Annotated in this window: 17 protein-coding genes and 1 tRNA gene; 4 read left to right on the forward strand and 14 right to left on the reverse strand. The window is 35.8% G+C overall.

What is annotated here, in order from left to right; genetic code table 11:
• Positions 1-119: 119 nt before the first annotated feature.
• Positions 120-2,396 (reverse strand): S9 family peptidase, encoded by a 2,277-nt coding sequence (locus AC1RNS_RS07415; RefSeq protein WP_492991665.1) that lies wholly within the window; start codon positions 2,394-2,396, stop codon positions 120-122.
• A gap of 582 nt (positions 2,397-2,978) precedes the next feature.
• Here AC1RNS_RS07415 and AC1RNS_RS07420 point away from each other — a divergent pair.
• Positions 2,979-3,851: a DMT family transporter gene (locus tag AC1RNS_RS07420; protein ID WP_492991666.1), complete on the forward strand. Its 873-nt coding sequence runs from the start codon at positions 2,979-2,981 to the stop codon at positions 3,849-3,851.
• Between the two features lie 37 nt (positions 3,852-3,888).
• Entirely contained in the window at positions 3,889-5,217 is a 1,329-nt protein-coding gene (locus tag AC1RNS_RS07425; RefSeq protein WP_492991667.1) for a histidine--tRNA ligase, read from the forward strand.
• A gap of 341 nt (positions 5,218-5,558) precedes the next feature.
• Here the strand turns inward: AC1RNS_RS07425 and AC1RNS_RS07430 are convergent, their stop codons facing one another.
• Both AC1RNS_RS07430 and AC1RNS_RS07435 read right to left on the reverse strand, forming a co-directional pair.
• Positions 5,559-6,323, reverse strand: a complete 765-nt coding sequence (locus tag AC1RNS_RS07430) for a TPM domain-containing protein (RefSeq protein ID WP_492991668.1) — start codon at positions 6,321-6,323, stop codon at positions 5,559-5,561.
• Positions 6,323-6,904 (reverse strand): LemA family protein, encoded by a 582-nt coding sequence (locus AC1RNS_RS07435; protein WP_492991669.1) that lies wholly within the window; start codon positions 6,902-6,904, stop codon positions 6,323-6,325. The genes AC1RNS_RS07430 and AC1RNS_RS07435 overlap by 1 nt, the downstream gene beginning before the upstream one ends.
• A gap of 161 nt (positions 6,905-7,065) precedes the next feature.
• On the opposite strand from AC1RNS_RS07435, the gene AC1RNS_RS07440 reads away from it, so the two are divergent.
• Positions 7,066-7,680: a spore coat protein gene (locus tag AC1RNS_RS07440; protein ID WP_492991670.1), complete on the forward strand. Its 615-nt coding sequence runs from the start codon at positions 7,066-7,068 to the stop codon at positions 7,678-7,680.
• 58 nt (positions 7,681-7,738) lie between these two features.
• Here AC1RNS_RS07440 and AC1RNS_RS07445 read toward each other — a convergent pair whose 3' ends face one another.
• The 4 genes from AC1RNS_RS07445 to AC1RNS_RS07460 form a co-directional block, all read right to left on the reverse strand.
• Complete coding sequence (locus AC1RNS_RS07445) at positions 7,739-8,461, reverse strand: amino acid ABC transporter ATP-binding protein (RefSeq protein ID WP_492991671.1); 723 nt, start codon at positions 8,459-8,461, stop codon at positions 7,739-7,741.
• Positions 8,458-9,162 carry an amino acid ABC transporter permease gene (locus AC1RNS_RS07450; protein WP_427541168.1) on the reverse strand — a complete coding sequence of 235 codons (705 nt, stop codon included), beginning with the start codon at positions 9,160-9,162 and terminating at the stop codon, positions 8,458-8,460. Before AC1RNS_RS07450 ends, AC1RNS_RS07445 begins: the two co-directional genes overlap by 4 nt.
• 86 nt (positions 9,163-9,248) lie before the next feature.
• On the reverse strand, positions 9,249-10,046 hold the full coding sequence (locus tag AC1RNS_RS07455; RefSeq protein ID WP_492991672.1) for a basic amino acid ABC transporter substrate-binding protein: 798 nt from the start codon (positions 10,044-10,046) through the stop codon (positions 9,249-9,251).
• 503 nt (positions 10,047-10,549) lie between these two features.
• Positions 10,550-10,624 (reverse strand) — tRNA-Arg (locus tag AC1RNS_RS07460).
• A gap of 309 nt (positions 10,625-10,933) precedes the next feature.
• On the opposite strand from AC1RNS_RS07460, the gene clpP reads away from it, so the two are divergent.
• The gene (gene clpP, locus AC1RNS_RS07465) at positions 10,934-11,524 is read left to right on the forward strand and encodes an ATP-dependent Clp endopeptidase proteolytic subunit ClpP (RefSeq protein ID WP_427541162.1); all 591 of its coding nucleotides are present in this window, start codon (positions 10,934-10,936) and stop codon (positions 11,522-11,524) included.
• 155 nt (positions 11,525-11,679) lie between these two features.
• Here the strand turns inward: clpP and AC1RNS_RS07470 are convergent, their stop codons facing one another.
• The 7 genes from AC1RNS_RS07470 to AC1RNS_RS07500 all read right to left on the reverse strand — a co-directional run bounded on the left by AC1RNS_RS07470 (position 11,680) and on the right by AC1RNS_RS07500 (position 18,445).
• Positions 11,680-11,937 (reverse strand): HPr family phosphocarrier protein, encoded by a 258-nt coding sequence (locus AC1RNS_RS07470; protein WP_283869474.1) that lies wholly within the window; start codon positions 11,935-11,937, stop codon positions 11,680-11,682.
• A gap of 114 nt (positions 11,938-12,051) precedes the next feature.
• The gene (gene whiA, locus AC1RNS_RS07475; protein ID WP_427541159.1) at positions 12,052-12,999 is read right to left on the reverse strand and encodes a DNA-binding protein WhiA; all 948 of its coding nucleotides are present in this window, start codon (positions 12,997-12,999) and stop codon (positions 12,052-12,054) included.
• A 67-nt stretch (positions 13,000-13,066) separates the two neighbouring features.
• Positions 13,067-14,062 (reverse strand): gluconeogenesis factor YvcK family protein, encoded by a 996-nt coding sequence (locus tag AC1RNS_RS07480; RefSeq protein WP_492991673.1) that lies wholly within the window; start codon positions 14,060-14,062, stop codon positions 13,067-13,069.
• 4 nt (positions 14,063-14,066) lie between these two features.
• Positions 14,067-14,960 carry an RNase adapter RapZ gene (gene rapZ, locus AC1RNS_RS07485; RefSeq protein ID WP_492991674.1) on the reverse strand — a complete coding sequence of 298 codons (894 nt, stop codon included), beginning with the start codon at positions 14,958-14,960 and terminating at the stop codon, positions 14,067-14,069.
• 10 nt (positions 14,961-14,970) lie between these two features.
• On the reverse strand, positions 14,971-15,438 hold the full coding sequence (locus tag AC1RNS_RS07490; protein WP_492991675.1) for an NUDIX domain-containing protein: 468 nt from the start codon (positions 15,436-15,438) through the stop codon (positions 14,971-14,973).
• 350 nt (positions 15,439-15,788) lie between these two features.
• Positions 15,789-16,733, reverse strand: coding sequence for a thioredoxin-disulfide reductase (gene trxB / locus AC1RNS_RS07495; RefSeq protein WP_492991676.1), 945 nt, complete (start codon positions 16,731-16,733; stop codon positions 15,789-15,791).
• A 188-nt stretch (positions 16,734-16,921) separates the two neighbouring features.
• On the reverse strand, positions 16,922-18,445 hold the full coding sequence (locus AC1RNS_RS07500; RefSeq protein WP_492991677.1) for a tetratricopeptide repeat protein: 1,524 nt from the start codon (positions 18,443-18,445) through the stop codon (positions 16,922-16,924).
• Positions 18,446-18,470: the final 25 nt, after the last annotated feature.

Genomic DNA, 18,470 nt, shown 5'->3' on the forward strand with positions numbered 1-18,470 from the left:
ATATTAGAATTTTGTCTTTTGTTGGATTTGAAAACTTAAAAAAGTCGATTTGCATCACAATTTTTGTGGCAAATCGACTTTTTCAGTGCCCTCAGTAATATGCACAGTCTCTTTTTCTATTATTTTTTTAGATGACTATCTAAGAATTTTAGCATCGCATTATAGAATTCGATTTTGTTTTCTTCATTAAGGAAGCCATGACCTTCATTCTCTTTTAGCATGTACTCCACGTCAACACCTCTAGCACGTAATGCTTCTACAATTTGATCTGATTCAGCTTTGTTTACACGTGGATCATTCGCACCTTGAGCCACGAATAGTGGTGTAGTAATTTTATCCGCATGGAAAACTGGAGAAGCCGCTGTTAATAGTTCTTTATCTTTCTCCGGATGCCCTACTCGCTCATAGAGCATCTCACGCATTGTTTCCCAATATGGAGGAATTGTATTTAATAGTGTAAAGATATTCGAAACACCTACATAATCAACTGCTGCTGCATATAAATCTGGTGTAAACGTAATACCAGCTAAAGTAGCATAACCGCCAAATGATGCTCCATAAATACCAATTCGTTTAGGGTCCGCAATACCTTGGTCAATTGCCCATTGTACGCCATCTGTAATATCATCTTGAATTTTTAGACCCCACTGCTTATTACCAGCCTGCAGAAATTCCTTACCATAACCAGTAGAAGAACGGAAATTCACCTGTAAGACAGCATATCCGCGATTTGCTAATAGCTGTACCTCTGGATTGAAGCCCCACATATCACGTGCCCATGGACCACCATGTGGATTAACGATAAGCGGTAGGTTTTTAGCTTCTTTGTTTTTTGGCAATGTCAGATAGCCATTAATTGTTAAGCCATCTCTACTCTTATACGAAATAGGATGCATTTCAGCAAGTTCCTCTGATTTTAACCAAGGGCTTAATGTATCCAATTCTGTCAATTTATCAGTTACAGAATCATAGTAATAATATTTTCCATAAACCGTATCACTAGAAACGCTAACAATAAACTTAGTCATTTCCTTATTGTAATCGTTAATACCTAATTCACTTTCATGAACTCCTAATTTATCTTGTATTTTGCGGAATAGCTTTTCGAAGTTCTCATCAAAGAATTGATAATGTGGTTTATCTGTTATATAAGCACCGTATAATAGTTTATCTTGCTCAGCATTATATAGTACACCAGCAACGTCTACTTCTTTATTAGACATAATGACTTCTTCATTGCCTTCTAAATCATACTTAACAACTTCTACTTTATCTCTCCCTTTATTAGAAGTCGCGTAAATATATTTATTGTCCTTTGAGAATGCAAGCGGCATTACTTCATCCCCTGCTTCTAGTTCAATAAATGGTTTAAATTCATCTTTTTCGGAATCACGATAAAGAATAGTTCCAACTACTCCATCTGATTCAACCGCAACACGCACATTTCCATCACGGTCTGCTAACCAGTTAGAGATGTTGCCTGGGTTTTTAGCAACATGCGTTGTTTTACCAGTCTTCACATTAAGCTTGTACACATCAAACACTGTTGCATCTTCTTTGTTCATCATAATCAGAATTTCATCTTTTACACCCTGCAAATTACTCAATAAACCTACAGTCACATTTGGATACGGCGTTAAATCCTTTTCCTCTGTCCCGTTAAATGTTGTAGAGTAGATATGGAAATTCTCATCTCCACCTTTATCCTTAACATATAATAATGTATCATCCTTCCAGAAGGAACCAGCTATATCTCGATCCTTTGAACTTGATACACGAATAGGCTCGCTATCATCACCCATTTTTTTCACAAAAACATTAGAACGGTTTTCCCATGCTGATGAGAACGTTATATAGTTACCATCTGGCGAAAGCTGATAGCCAAAGTTGCCTGGGCTTTTCATGAAGTCTTCTACAGAAATTTCCTTTACGCCCTCGTTATTAGTACCGTTTTTCACTTGTTTAGCATTATTTAAAATTTTGACTGCATCCTGCTTAGATACCGTATTATCACTAATTAAAAGGCCAGTAAATAATCCAAGCTTAGCTGCTTTTTCTTTGTACTCAGCAAGCGTTGCTTCTTTTTCCTCTTTATTTAAAGCTCTTACTAAAATACGTGCTGCTTCATCACGTTTAATAGCAAGTGTTAAATCCTTCAATTCTTCATCTTTTACCCATGTTGCAATGATTTGCTGGCGCATAGAATCTGATCCATGCTGGAAGGTTAAAGCTGTTACAGCTAAATTAAGAAATTCCTGAGCCGATACACTCTCCTCTTGTGCTACTACTTGTTGACTAGTTTCATTGGCAGCTCGTACCTCTTGCATTGTGACTGGATAAACAGCAGACGTCGTTAAAATGACCGCTAATGATGCCGATAAAAATCTTTTTTTCAAAATGATTCCTCCTTATATCATTGTGCGTTATATCGTTTGTCGATATATTAAAATTATAACAACTTTAGCTTTTTTGTCAATTAATGATAATAATTAAATATTATTTCCTTTAACACCAATAAAAAAGCGAACTACGATTAAAAATCAATTTATAGAATGTACAACAATATTAGGATATTTAATTGTTAAATTTTATTGCAGACTATAAAGCCAATACCTCGTTCATTTGAGCTATCAAATTTATGTTGGGTCCAAGTCGGGCATCCTAACCAACTGAAAGCTGCAGCTATATTTCTCGCACAAGGATGAGAAAAGTGTTTGGGGCTTCAAGTCATGCAAATGATTCTTCTTCATTGATTAACTTCGGAAAAATCATCTCCCATTGGTTAAAAATGGATTTACGACACGAAAATGTCAAAAAATACTATTGAAATGTAATTATTTGTAATGATAGGATTAAATTAACTCGAGTGTACGTCAATTGCTGTAGCAACTTATATTTAACAGATATACAGAATTTAATGAAGAGAAGAAATCGGTTTACTTTTTCATCTTTTCATAAATTTATGAAGGAAGGTTAGTGTGAAAGATTTAAAAAAGGGCATTATTTATGCAATAATTTCAGCTATTTGCTTTGGTATTATGCCTATTTTCGCTATAAAAGCTTATAGCTATGGGATTTCAGTTTATACATTACTGGTTTTAAGATTTTCAATAAGTTCTTTACTATTTTTTTTGTTTCTATTATGGAAAAAAATACCTTTCAAAATCGGTAAAATGGATTTAAAGTTACTTTTTCTACTGGGTGGTGTTTTATTCACACTGTTATCTGTACTACATTTTGAATCATTAAAATATCTATCATCTGCTATGGCAGTTTTATTACTATTTTCATTTCCTATATTTGTTTCAATCTTTTCCTTTTTAATCTACAAAGAAAAGTTAAAGATAAAATCAATCATAGCTTTATTTTTCACCTTTACTAGCATGATTTTTTTATTAGGCGTTTCTTTTCAAGGTATAAATATGAAGGGCGTATTTTTAGCGATATTAGCAGCTATTGTATATGCACTCTATATGATTCTCGGAAAAAAAGTAACCGACAATAATTCCCCTGTTGTAACAAGTACATATGTTACCTCATTTGCTGCATTGGGTGTACTTTTCATAGGTCTAATAACCAGAGAACTACATTGGAATTTTGCTTCAAATGCATGGATATATATATTTAGCATTGTTCTTGTTTCAACGATTATAGGTGAAATAACTTTATTTAAATCACTACAGATTCTTAATTCAACAAATGTTTCTATGATAAGTATGGTAGAGCCTATATTCACCTCTATTTTTGGCCTACTATTTTTGCAGGAAGTAATGCAACCACCTCAACTATTGGGAGGTTTTTTCATCTTAATAGGATTAACTTTCTTAATCTATTTTCAAAATAAAAATTAATAAGATTCAAAGTACCTATTGAAAGGAAGATTCAAAGATGATTTCTAACCTAAACGAAAAAACTCTATCAATTCCTGAGGGAACCGAAGATGTATTAGGAATTGACATGAGATATCGAGAACACATCATCAATATAATTAAAGGCGTTTATGAAAACTATGGTTTCAATCCACATAAAACACCTATTTTAGAATACTTAGAAACATTTAATGGACATCATGGAGAAGGAGAAAAATTATTTTTTCATATCAAAGATAAAAACGAAAAAAATCTTATTCCTCGCTATGATTTAACTGTACCGCTGGCTAGAGTTGTTAGTATGCATCCAAATATACCAAGGCCTTATAAAAGATTTCAAATTGGACCCTCCTTTAGAGATGACGAGCCTGGAAAAAGTCATTTTAGAGAATTTACACAATGCGACGCCGATATTATTGGTTCAGACAGTTTATTAGCTGAAATCGATATTACATTAATGGCACATGAATTGATTAATAAGTTAGGAATAAAAAACTTTGTTTTGAAAATAAATCATAGACTGCTTATTCAAGCCTTAGCACTTAAAGTTGGTTTGAATACCAAAGAAGAACAGCTCGGATTGCAAAGAGCCTTAGATTATGCAGATAAAGTTTCAAAAGACGGATTACAAGGTATAAAAAATAAACTAATCGAAAATAAAATTCCATTATATATTGCTAATCAAATACTGATTGAGATTGAGGATTTTTCTAACCTTTTAGCTCAATATGAGGATTTACAAAATCAAATAAGTCAAATTGAAAAGTTCTTTAATTACTGTCTCTCTTCTACGAAGGCGACAGCCGATTTGAAATTTATACTTTCCTATTTACCAAAAAATGTTCAATCCAACATCAAAATTGATTTAACATTAGCAAGGGGAGCAGATTATTATACAGGCTATATATTAGAGGGTTTGGCTATTGACTCTGAAATCGGAGCAATTTTAGGTGGTGGGCGATACAATAATTTAGTTTCTGCTGTTGGCAATTTAAATGAACCAGGAGTTGGCTTAGCCTTTGGTTTAGAAAGATTATTATCAGTTTTGAAAAGCCTAGATTATATTAACAAAAATATATTACTGCCTCATAAAATATTGTTAGTTGATGCTAATGTAGAGTTCCATCCTAAGATTTTTCTTATCGCTCGTGAACTAAGAAAATACTATGATGTTGACATTTATTATAATCACACTCAATTTGAAGAAATAATTCATTTTGCTCAGGAAAATATGCATCAAATAATTATAGAACTTATTGGGAACCGTCCATTAATTCACTCTGTAATAGAAAATGAGACATTTAAACTAGAAGTAACCGATATTTTAAATAAATTGGATTTTATATAAAGATGAATTAATTCCCGAATCTTGCGTAATTCTTTTTTGTGATGATGTAAGATAGCTTAATTAAAAGATTTGGATATGAGTATTGCTTGAAACGAACCCTACTATATAGCTGATAGAAAACTTTACAAATCGAAAAGAATCTTTAGCACGAATTTTACAATTCATTTCATGTATCTAATAATTTGATTCTTCTCCAAAATAAAAATGTACATCACTAAAATTTAATTTTAGTAATGTACATTTTTATTTTGTGCAACATTATAACAAGTAGTAATGAAATAAATCATCTTGTACAATTACTTATTTTATAATGTTACAAAGTAAGTTCACTTTGTAATCGTTTAAAATTTACGACTTGCTCCGCCGCCAGCAGATGAACCTCCTCCCAATCCACCAAAGCCGCTACCGCCTGATCCTCGGCTGCCAAATCCACCGCCAAATCCTCCTGGATAGCCTCCTCTGCCACCTGAGCGAGGTCCTCTTCCGCCACCATTAGAAAGAAAGGAATATAAAATAAGTACAATGACAACAAGGGCAATAATCATCCATGTTGGCATCTCTTTATCCTTAGTTGAAATTGTAGGTGTCTCTCCCTCCCAATTGTATTCCTCTGCAACAGTTTGATATACTTCAGCATACGTTGCTTTAAATGCTTGATCAATGTCACCAGCACTTGCATTTGGATAAAACGCTGTATCTAAAATCCGGCCAAGCTTACCATCCGGCAATGCTCCTTCAAGCCCCTGACCGACTGCAATAACGGCATCATTATTGCCTTCGCCCTGAGCAAATGTTGCTAATAGTACAACACCGTTATTTTTTTGTGCATCGCCTATTCCCCATGAGCGAATCATCTTCGTCGCATACATTTTCGGTTCCTGCCCATAAATGGATTCCACTGTAACAACCATTATTTCAGCACCTGTACCTTTATCTAGCTGTTCTGAAAAACGATTAAGCTCTTCTTCTACTGAAGAAGATAATACATTTGCAAAATCATGGATATACGTATTTTTCATGGGAGTTGGCATTGCTGCATCTGCCATTCTAATCAATACAAGAAATGAGAAACAAACTATTGCAAATTGCACAATAAAACGTTTCATTATTGCTTACCTGAATTACTAAAATCGATAGATGGTGCCTTTTCAGAACCTGCTGCAGCTTTAAAATATTCCTTCTGCTCAAACCCAAAAATTCCTGCAATTAAATTTCCTGGGAAACGTTTTACATTTTTATTAAAAGTTTGAACTTCATTATTGTAGTCCTCACGAGCGACTGCTAGCCGATTTTCAGTTCCAGCTAATTCATCCATCAATTGTCGAAAATTAGCGTCTGCCTTTAAATTTGGATAGTTTTCTACCACAACAAGCAAACGACTAAGTGCGCCATCTAATGCATCATTCGCAACTGCCTGTTCCTCTGGAGTACGTGCATTTCCCATTTGTGAGCGTGCCTTAGAAATACTAGAAATGATATCTTGCTCATGTTTAGCGTACCCTTTTATGGATTCCACTAAATTCGGAATTAAATCATAGCGACGCTGAAGCTGATTTTCAACCTGAGCCCATTTTGAATCCACACTCTCTTCCGCTGTTACAAGGCTGTTGTATTTAGGAATAAATAATAAAGCTAGTAGAACTAACATAATGATTATTATTCCTATAGGTCCAAAAACTTTTTTCAATTTATATTCCCTCCTTTACCTACTTGCTTTTCCTTACCTCTATTGTGTTGCAAAAAAACATCTCTATTCTATATATATGCCAATGGATTTATACCGTATGAAATATATCTAAATAGACATACTAAATACTGCAACAAAATAACATTTAGGAGGCGTTTTTTTTGTCACAATCATTTCACAATGAATCAGCTAACCAACCATCATTCAACCAACAACAAAGCCTAAATCATGGTGGACATGAAGTTATGGACATGCATGAAACACTGGGCGAAATTATTGCTGGTATGAATCAATCCATTATTTTACGTCCACAGGTAAAGGACCCTGAGTTACTTAGCATTTTGGATCGCCAATATAACTTCACTTTAGGCATGTATAACACTATTGTGGAATCCTTTAAAACTGGGCATGATCCATCTGTTCCAACTGGACGTTACCAAATGGAGACAGGCAATAACTTTACTTATGGATTAAATCCTGGGCAACCTAAAAAACCAATGCAAAATGCAAATGAAATAAATGATGAAACAATTTCCGGCTTCTTATTAGGTGCTCAAAAAGGTGCAGCAAAATGTATGACAGCGGCTGCTACTGAGACTACAAACCCTGTAGTTCGCCGTGTTGTTGCAGATAGTATTCCCAACTGCATTGAAATGGCATACGAATTATCTATTTACCAAAATAAACATGGCTACTATCAAGTACCTCAATATTCGCAGCAGGATATGCGCACAATACTTGATTCATTTGGTACTACTACAAATCCACTTCATTAACAACCAAAAAGCAGTCTCACATGTGATATAAATCACCTGAGACTGCTTTACTTATTTGTTATAAAACTTTTCCTAAAAATGCTTTTGTTCGTTCATTTTGAGGGTTTCCGAAGAGTTCCTCTGGTACTCCTTCTTCCACAATATAGCCGCCATCCATAAAGACCACACGATCGCCTACCTCACGTGCAAAGCCCATTTCATGTGTAACGACAATCATTGTCATTCCCTCAGCTGCTAAGTTCTTCATGACATCTAGCACCTCTTTAACCATTTCTGGATCAAGTGCGGATGTAGGTTCATCAAATAAAATCGCTTTTGGCTTCATTGCTAAAGCACGAGCTATAGCAACACGTTGCTGCTGACCGCCTGAAAGCTGTTCAGGATAGTTATATGCCTTACTATCTAAACCAACCTTCTTAAGAAGCTCATGTCCTAGCGCTTCAGCGTCGGCACGGCTCATCTTACGAATTTGCATAGGAGCCATTGTCACATTATCAATAACCGTCATATGCGGGAATAAATTGAACTGTTGAAACACCATGCCTACTTCTGCACGTATTGCATTTATATTCGTTTTAGGATCATTAATCTTCACGTTTTCAATATAAATGGCACCATCAGTCACTTCTTCAAGCATATTAATGCACCGTAAAAATGTACTTTTTCCTGAACCAGATGGTCCTATTACACAAACTACCTGTTTCTCTTGTATTTCATAATCAATACCTTTTAAAACTTCTAGCTTGCCAAAATATTTGTGTAAATTCTGAATTTTAATCATCGTGCTTCCCGCCCTTCTGCCTTACGAGGGACATAACTATTACTGAATCTCTTCTCGATAAATGTCACAATTTTTGTTACACCATACGTTAAAACTAAGTATAATAATGCTGCAACAATGTAAGGCTCCCAGAAACGGAAGCTAGCTCCTGCTACTACTTTACTTGCATATAAAATATCTGGAGCCGCAATAACAGTTACTAAAGAGGAATCCTTTAACAGCGCGATGAATTCATTCCCTAAAGGTGGGATCATTCGTCTAAATGCCTGTGGTAAAATGACTTTTCTCATCGCTTGGTTATGTGTTAAACCAAGTGATCGAGCTGCCTCCATTTGACCTTTCGCAATACTTTGAATACCCGCACGGAAGATTTCCGCATTATAGGCAGCACAGTTTAAAATAAGTGCCGTGATTCCTGACACCATATAACCTAAAGAGTGTCCAAAAATCGTTGGTATTACGGCTAAATGAATTAATAAAATTTGTACTAGCATTGGTGTTCCACGGAATAAATCAACATAAAGCTTACATGGCCAATAAATCCATTTTTTCGTCGATAATTTTCCGAGCCCTAAAAATAATCCTAAAAAAATACCACCAAAGTAACCACTGAGTGTCAAAATTAGTGTTACGCCAATACCACGTATAAACATATCTCGGTAGTTCCAGACTATGTCCCAGCGTAAGTCAAAGATGTCCATCCGAAAACCCCATTTCCCCTAAAAAGTTACGAAAAAATATGAAGCCGCTAGCATATAGGCTATGCTAGGGCATCATTATTCTTGTCTTACTTAAAGTCTGAGCCAGTAATCTCTTTTAATTTACCGTTTTCTTTAATCTTTTGTAGACCTTCATTTAATAGGTTTAAAAGCTCCTTATTTCCTTTTTGAACCATAAAGCCATAATATTCTTTTTCAAAAGTATCATCTTCTACTATTTTTAGTTTTTGATCTGGATGTGCTTGGATATACTTGTTAACTACTGCATTATCACCGATTGCAGCATCTACATTGCCATTCAGCATTTCCTGGATAGCCACTGGTTGATTTTCAAATGCCATAATTTTTTTACTAGCATCACCCTGTAGCTTTTTCGCAGCTGTATGTCCAGTAGAATTGATTTGTACTGAAACCTTTTTATCTTTTAATTCTGCAAATGATTGGATCTTTGAATCTTCTTTTACTACAATTAATAATTGAGATTCATGGTATGGATCGGTAAAGTCGAACGATTGTTTACGTTCCTCTGTTATTGTAATTCCAGATGCCCCAATATCGGTTTCACCATTTTGAATTGTTTGGAATACAGGCTCCCAGCCAATATTTTGCCATTCTACTTCAAAGTTCATTTCATCAGCAATAGCCTGCAAAATATCGACATCAATCCCTACAATATTCCCTTTATCGTCAATTGATTCAAACGGAGCGAAAGTAGCCTCTGTACCTACCTTATAAACTTTTTTATCGCTTCCGCCATCCTCTGCCGGTGCACCACCTGATGATTTATCTTCCTTCGCGCCACATCCTGCTAGAGCTAGCATTAGTGCTGCCACGAGCATAAGTAACATAGATAATCTTTTTTTCATAGCGTTTCCCCCTAAAATATGTTTTTCCGAAACACGACTTCATTTTTCACAATTCGGAAATGTTCGACTATTAGGTCAATTATAGTAACATTATTGCTAATAGACAATAACTTTTCGTATAAAAGTAATTATTTTTTCATAAAAATTTATTTTCATGCGCTATTTTAGCAAAAAACGGTATGAATAAACGAAAATGTCATCAAAAATGTATATTTATACATATACTAATCATGCCATTATTAGATAGTTTTAGTCAAAAAAAAAGAATCCCCTCAGATAGGATTCTTTTTTTTCGACTAGATGGCTAGTCCTCACGTACAGTATGTTCACTAAAAAATAATTTGGAGTTGTTGCTTTTTTTGAAGGTTTGAATGGAACAAATACGGGAATAATGCCAACTAGGGCAGTATTTCCACTATTTTCCCATCTTTCTCCACTAAGCAGGCTGCTAAACTACTTATTAGGAGAATCGAGCTATAAAAATTTTCAAATAATCAGTAAAATGGCGCCCTCGGAGGGAATCGAACCCCCAGTGCAAGAACCGGAATCTTACGTGTTATCCATTACACCACGAGGGCAATTAAACAAAAAAAAAGTACTCACTCTAGGCTTTATGAAAAGCAAGATGTAGATAATCCTCATTTCTTTGAAGCATACCCGCAAAATAGTGAACCGTACTTTAAACTTATGACCTTAACTATTATACAAACGTATTGCTAACAATTCAACTATAGAATGCAAAAACAATTTATTTTTTTTATTTCACTTTAGCAGGGTTAATATTTGACCTTCCCTGACTATAATGTGTATGATAAGGATACAGCTGAAATACAACAGAAGTTTTCAGCAAAAGTATTCGAATTTAGTTTTATTAAGGAGGATTTAACATGAATTTAATTCCTACAGTTATTGAACAAACAAGCCGTGGTGAACGTGCATATGACATCTATTCACGACTACTAAAAGACCGCATCATCCTTTTAGGAAGTGCGATTGATGACAACGTGGCTAACTCTATCGTTGCTCAGCTTTTATTCCTACAAGCTGAAGATCCAGATAAAGATATCTCACTTTATATTAATTCACCAGGTGGATCAATCACTGCTGGTATGGCCATCTATGACACAATGCAAATTATTAAACCACAAGTGCAAACAATTTGTATCGGTATGGCAGCATCTATGGGGGCATTCCTACTTGCAGCAGGTGAGCCTGGTAAACGATTCGCTTTACCAAATGCAGAAGTGATGATTCACCAACCACTTGGTGGCGCACAAGGTCAAGCAACTGAGATTGAAATCGCTGCAAAACGAATTTTATTCCTACGTGAAAAATTAAATGGTATCTTATCAGAACGTACTGGGCAACCACTTGAAGTCATTTCAAGAGATACAGATCGTGATAACTTCATGACAGCTGAACGTGCAAAAGAATATGGCTTAATCGACCATATTATGGACCGTAATGACCGTAAATAACTAGGCACAGACATCTCGGATTAATTCTGAGATGTCTTTGTTTTCGCTTTTATTTTGACGTTCTATCCGTTTCATCCATCACTTTGGGGTTTCTATCTGTCAATTCAGTAATAGTACACGAAAAAACTGCCCAATTTATTGGACAGTCTTTATATTTAATCTTCTTTTTCGATTAATTCTGCTAATGCTGTAACCGCTTGCTCAGCATCGTTGCCTTCACTGCTTAAAACAACCTCTGTTCCTTTGGCAATAGCTAAGCTCATTACACCCATAATGGATTTAGCATTAACTTTTTTCTCATCCTTCTCAAGAAAGATATCTGCACTAAAGCGATTTGCCTCTTGAACAAATAACGCTGCTTGTCTAGCCTGTAGTCCTAATTTTAATTTGACTTGGACTCTTCTCTCGGTCATTCTCAAAACTCCCCTTTACTACCGTTCATCTTATTAGTTTTATCTTACCTCACTTACTAGCAAAAGAACAATACGCGATTACGCATCACATTCATACCTGAAAAGTATGAAAACTTAACCGCCTATCTTTTCTCCACGTCTTAATGCATCTGCTATTTCGTCGATTTTTCGTAAACGATGATTGACACCTGATTTACTGACCGTTCCGCTTGATACCATTTCACCCAGTTCTTTAAGTGTGACATCTTGATATTCCACTCGTAAACGAGCAATTTCCCGAAGCTTTTCTGGTAATTGATCTAAACCAATGGAATTTTCAATAAATCGAATATTTTCTACCTGACGCAATGCTGCACCTATTGTTTTATTTAAGTTTGCTGTTTCACAATTGACAATACGGTTAACACTATTCCGCATATCCCGCAATATACGAACGTCCTCAAACTTCATCATTGCCTGATGAGCTCCTACAATATTAAGAAAATCAGAAATTTTTTCTGCCTCTTTTAAATAGGTCACAAAGCCCTTTTTCCGTTCTATTGTTTTTGCATTTAGCTCAAATTCATTCATCACATCCATTAAAGCCTCGCCATGCTCTTTATATAAAGAATAGATTTCTAAATGGTAGGCTGACGTTTCTGGATTATTAACAGAGCCGCCTGCTAAAAATGCACCTCGTAAATATGCTCTTTTTTGACCACTTTTTTTAATGAGCTTTGGAGAAATTGTATGATTGAATTGAAAGTCGTCTGAGATGATTTCTAAATCAATTAGTAGCTCGCGCGCACCTTCTCTTACACGGCAAATATAGACGTTATTTTTTTTCAAACGCATTTTCTTTCGAACAAGTAACTCGACGTTATATGGATACAACTTTTTCATAATCGTGTAGAGCCTTCTTGCAATTGCAGCGTTTTCAGTTTGTACGTCTAAGCTTAACTGTTTATTCGCAAAGGATAATGAACCATTCATACGAATTAGGGCAGATACTTCTGCTTTCATACAATGATTGTCTGCTTCTATTTGCGTTAATTCTTTTTTTGTTTCAGAAGCAAAAGACATATCACGTGCCCCCCTTTCAACTTTCAGTTCTATGTATATGCTCATCTTATCATATACAATAAGCGCTTTATGATTGTATTTTTGGATTGTTTACTTTTTGTTTATAAATATTTGCGTATTCTACAAGCCATTTAGCAACATTTGTCGCATTATGACGAACCGTCCCATCTGATCGAATCGTTGCAATGTCGCGCTTAATAACCTCTAATCCCATACTTTCAAGCTTTGCCACATCAAATGTTACAGGTTCCGCACATTCTTCCATATAAAGCTCCTGTACAGGATGTGGTAATTTCTCTTCATTTACTAAAATAGAATCGATAAAGGAAGCGCCAACATGTTCGTAAATTGCTTTTACATGATCTCCTGCTGTATAGGAAATAGTTTCACCCTTTTGAGTCATTAAATTACAAACATAAATTTTTCTTCCTTTAGCTCTTACAACAGCGTCACCAATTTCTTTGACAAGCAGGTTAGGAATAATACTCGTATATAAGCTACCAGGACCAATTAAAATATAATCCGCACGATGGATTGCTCGTATTGCCTCTGGTAACGGTTTCACATTTTCAGGCACTAAAAAAACACGACTAATACGTTTTGTAGCCGTTGGAATTTTAGATTCACCTTCGATTGTAGAACCGTCCACAAGCTCTGCATGTAAATTAATCTTTTTGTTGGCAGCTGGTATAACACGACCATGGACCTTTAACACTTTTCCCATTTCGCTAATGGCATGGTTAAAATCTCCAGTAATCTCTGTTAAAGCAGTGAGCATTAAATTACCTAATGAGTGCCCTCGTAAATCTTGTGATGCTGAAAAACGATATTGAAACATTTGCTCTACAAGTGGCTCAACATCTGATAATGCCGCAATAACATTTCGGACATCGCCGGGTGGTGGTATATCATAATCATCTCGTAAGCGCCCTGAAGAACCACCATCATCTGCTACTGTTACAATAGCAGTAATATCAAATGGATGATGCTTCAGTCCCCTTAGTAATGTAGAAAGCCCTGTACCACCACCTATAACAACAAGCTTAGTTTGCCTTTTCCCCATTCACTCAATCCTTTCTTCGATTGATGTCACGATGCGTTATAACCGTATTCTCTTTTCCACCTAGATATGCCCCAAAATACTCAGCTAATGTCACTGAGCGATGCTGCCCACCCGTACAACCAAAGGCAATAACAAGCTGTGATTTTCCTTCTTGTCTATATAGTGGAATCATAAATTCAAATAAATCCTTCAGTTTTTGAATAAGCGTTTGTGTATCCTTAAGCGCTAAAACATAAGAGGATACTTCCGTCTGTAACCCCGTCTTAGGACGCAGCTCTTCAACATAGTATGGATTTTTTAAAAAGCGCACATCAAACACTAAATCTGCATCTATTGGCATACCATGTTTAAATCCAAAAGACATAATATTAACCGAAAAAACATGGTCTGCATCACTTGCAAACTCATTCGCGATTTTTTCACGTAGTCCCTTAGGCTTCATAGTAGACGTATTATAGACAAAGTCAGCACGCCCTTTAACTTCTGATAGCAAAATACGCTCTTGTTGAATACCATCTAATGGTAGGCCATTGACAGCTAGCGGGTGTGAACGTCTTGTTTCTTTATAGCGTCTAACTAATGTTGCATCATCTGCATCTAAAAACAATATGCGTGCAACAATATCTCCTTCTTTTATTATATGGTCAAGAGCACCAATAAGAGAATCAAAAAAGTCACCGCCACGCATATCCATGACAGCTGCAATACGTGCAGTATTTTTTCCTGAATCCCTGAGTAGGGTTAAAAAAGTTGTAAGTAACGCCGGTGGTAAATTATCAATACAGTAATACCCTAAATCTTCAAAGCTTTGAATAGCTACTGTTTTTCCAGCTCCAGACATTCCTGTAATAATAACCAATTCATGTGTACTTTGTTGGCCTTCAACCACCACTGTCATGCAGCTCCTTTTATTGTTCTTTTGATATTTGTATTTTTTCATGCAATAATTCAAAATCAGTCGTATATTCAAATGTTCCATACTGAATGCCTGATTGTGAGATGGCAAATTGTAAATTTGTCCGATCACCTTCAGCCATTGGCAAATGTTTTAAATCCTCTGCTGGGTGCCATGCAAGCTTGCCTTCTCTAGTTTCATCAAAAGGTGTACCCTCTATATCCTTTGCAACAAATGTATAAAGCATCCATTCATCAACGACTGCATTATTTTCTTTAATAACCATTGTATAAACACCCTTTAAATGTGCATTTAATGGTGTGACATTTGTTTCTTCTTGAAACTCACGTACTGCAGCCTCATAGATGGATTCACCGCTCTCCATTTTTCCACCTGGAGCAACGTACCAGCCACGTCTAGGCTTTTGAAGTAATAATACTTGACCGTCTTTAACGGCAATTAAATTTGCAATTCTTTGCATAGGCACACCTCTAATCACTTTGCATTCTATCTTTCATTATAGCAAGACCCAACAATATTTGTCCTCCAATCAGAACTTTAGTGTTTGTCAATTTTCACATTACTCGTATTCCTAGTAATCATGATTTTGTCATCACCCATGAATCTAATTAGCTACTTACAATTATTAAAATCCTACATAACAAAAATAGGTTGCCCCACCACATTAGGCGGAAACAACCTACTAAACAAAATAAAAGGGGGATTGCTAATTACACAATATATATTACACCTTTTATATGTCATTCAAGTTACAACAATATTAAAACCGTGTTAAAAATTGTATTTTTTTCCTTGGTACAATTAATTACATTAAGCATTAATTTTCTCTAATAATTCTTCTACGTAATGCTGTACTGCTTGTGCGGCAATACTTCCGTCACCTGTAGCTGTCACAATTTGACGAAGTGATTTTTCACGTACATCACCAGCTGCAAAGATACCAGGAACAGTTGTTTCCATGTTATCATTTGTTAAAATATAGCCTGCATCATTTAAAATACCTAAAGATTCAAATGGCTTTGTTAATGGTAGCATTCCGATATATACAAATACACCATCAGTCACAAATTCGGATTCTGTTCCATCTACAGTAGATTGTAATGTTACGCTACCAACTTTGCCATTTGCTTCGTTTATTTCTTTCACTGTTGCATTCCAGATGAAATCAATTTTTTCATTTGCAAAGGCACGATCTTGAAGTATTTTTTGTGCACGCAATTTATCGCGGCGGTGAACAATTGTTACTTTCTCAGCAAAGCGAGTTAGGTAAACACCTTCTTCGACTGCTGAATCTCCGCCGCCAACGACAACAAGATTTTTTTGCTTGAAGAATGCACCATCACAAACTGCACAATAGCTGACACCGCGGCCGCCTAATTCTTTTTCGCCAGGCACGCCCATTTTTTTATATTCCGCACCTGTAGAAATGATAATGGCACGTGTTTTATATTCTTTAGCACCCGATTTTATTGTTTTATATTCATCCCCATCAATAATTTCAGAAACATCGCCGTAAGCATATTCTGCGCCGAACTTTTTAGCGTGCTCAAACATTTTTGTAGAAAGCTCTGGTCCTAAAATCGTATCGAATCCTGGATAGTTTTCTACTTCTTCTGTATTTGCCATTTGTCCACCAGGGATACCACGTTCAATCATTAAAGTTGAAAGGTTTGCACGTGATGTATATACAGCAGCAGTCATTCCTGCAGGACCTGCACCAATTATTACAACATCATAAATTTTTTCTTCCGACATAAATTCTTCCCCCTACACAAATACTTTTTTATCCTGCTTAAATGTACAGTAAGACTTCCTCTTTAAGAGATTAACTGTCCATGAAAGCCTGATTGGTTCAACTTCTGTTTGAAGTTTCACCTGTTAATAACGATAGTAAGTTCATCGTATGTGAAAGTAAAAAGTTATTCAACTATGTTGCTCAGAGGTTACTTATCACCATTTGGTAAGAACATTAAAATTTCATCAATATACTTTGATAAAGTAGCCACAGATACCCCATATTGCTGAGCTATCTCTTTTTTTGTAACCTTGAGCATTCGAGATGAACGAAATAAGAAATCATTCGCTCCTGCAATAGCTGCTGGATTTGTAAAACGATAATTGCTATTAAGTGCCTGTTCACAGAGAACAAACCACATTTGAAACATTGGTGCAATGAGGGCTGTAAGCTTCCCATACTGTTCTAGCAAAATTTCTGGCACACTTACTGCTCGTAAAAAACTAGCCTCGACTTTGTTCTTCATGTCAAAATGATGACCAAGTGCATATGCTAAGAATAATTTTTCGAACGAGCCATATTGCTCAACGTCTATCCATTTTGGATGTGCAATAATTTCTTGTTTATGCGCTGTACAGCTCAGTAAAAATAACCCAAAAATACGTTCACTAGTATAATTACTCTCTAGTTTTTCTACAATATAATCACGATCATGCTCTAATGCATCAAGCTCATATACATTTTCCTGTTCACGCCAAGGCTCAAAGCCCTCTTTGTCTGGATCTAGCTCTAATAGTTGCTCCCAAGCACTCTTTGAAATTTCCTTATGTCCTGAGAAGTATGCTGCATGGGATAACCAAAAATAAAAGCCAGCATCCCCTATATAGCCACGCTTTTGCATACTGCGTAACCATTTAAAGGCTAAATCATATTGCCCAATTAACGCTAATGTTGCACCTAGCTTGTAGCGATGTTCCCAAGTATAAGGCTGTATTTTTACAAGTACATTTAAAAGGTCCTTTAATTCTTCTTCATTTTTTTCATAATACGCAATAACTGTTAAATTACACAAAGCATGTAAATTCCCCTTATTTTCACGCAAGACCTTGTTTAAAAGTGCCTTTGCCTGTTCCGCCTCACCGACATAAAAATAAGCAAGTGCTAAATTATTATAAGCTGACCAGAAATCTGGACGATCTTCAATTAATTCTTCTAGAATATTAATAGCTTCGGGGAAGTCCCCTTTTTCCATACAACGCCTCGCCTGTTCCTGTCGATATAAATCCTCACCAGAACCATCAAGCTCCTCAAAATCATCCTGCTCAAAAGCAACGAATTCTAATATTTCTGTCGCCTCATCTGCATAGGCACCCTCTGGCTCTTTTTGCAAATATTGCTCCGCAAAGCGTTTAGCATCTTGTATCATACCAATACATCCTGAAACCTCTGCCATATAAAAAATGATTTCTGGATTCTCTGGATCAATTTGATAGGCATGACGAAGAAGATCATACGCTTCCTCAAAACGTTGACCCTCTAACTCCACGATTGCCAATTGCAATAAGATCATTGGATCATCTGGACTTAGATCTACCGCACGCTGTAAATATTTATAAGCTTTATTCATTTGACCACTATTCATTGCTTGAATTGATTTTTTATAATAATAGTCGCCTGTTGGAATGAACGATACGACATTCGTTAGATTCTCTTTTTGATGTTTCTTTTCCAAAATATTTCCTCCGAAACAAGAAATA

The organism is Lysinibacillus sp. GW821-FHT14F06 (assembly GCF_058803665.1).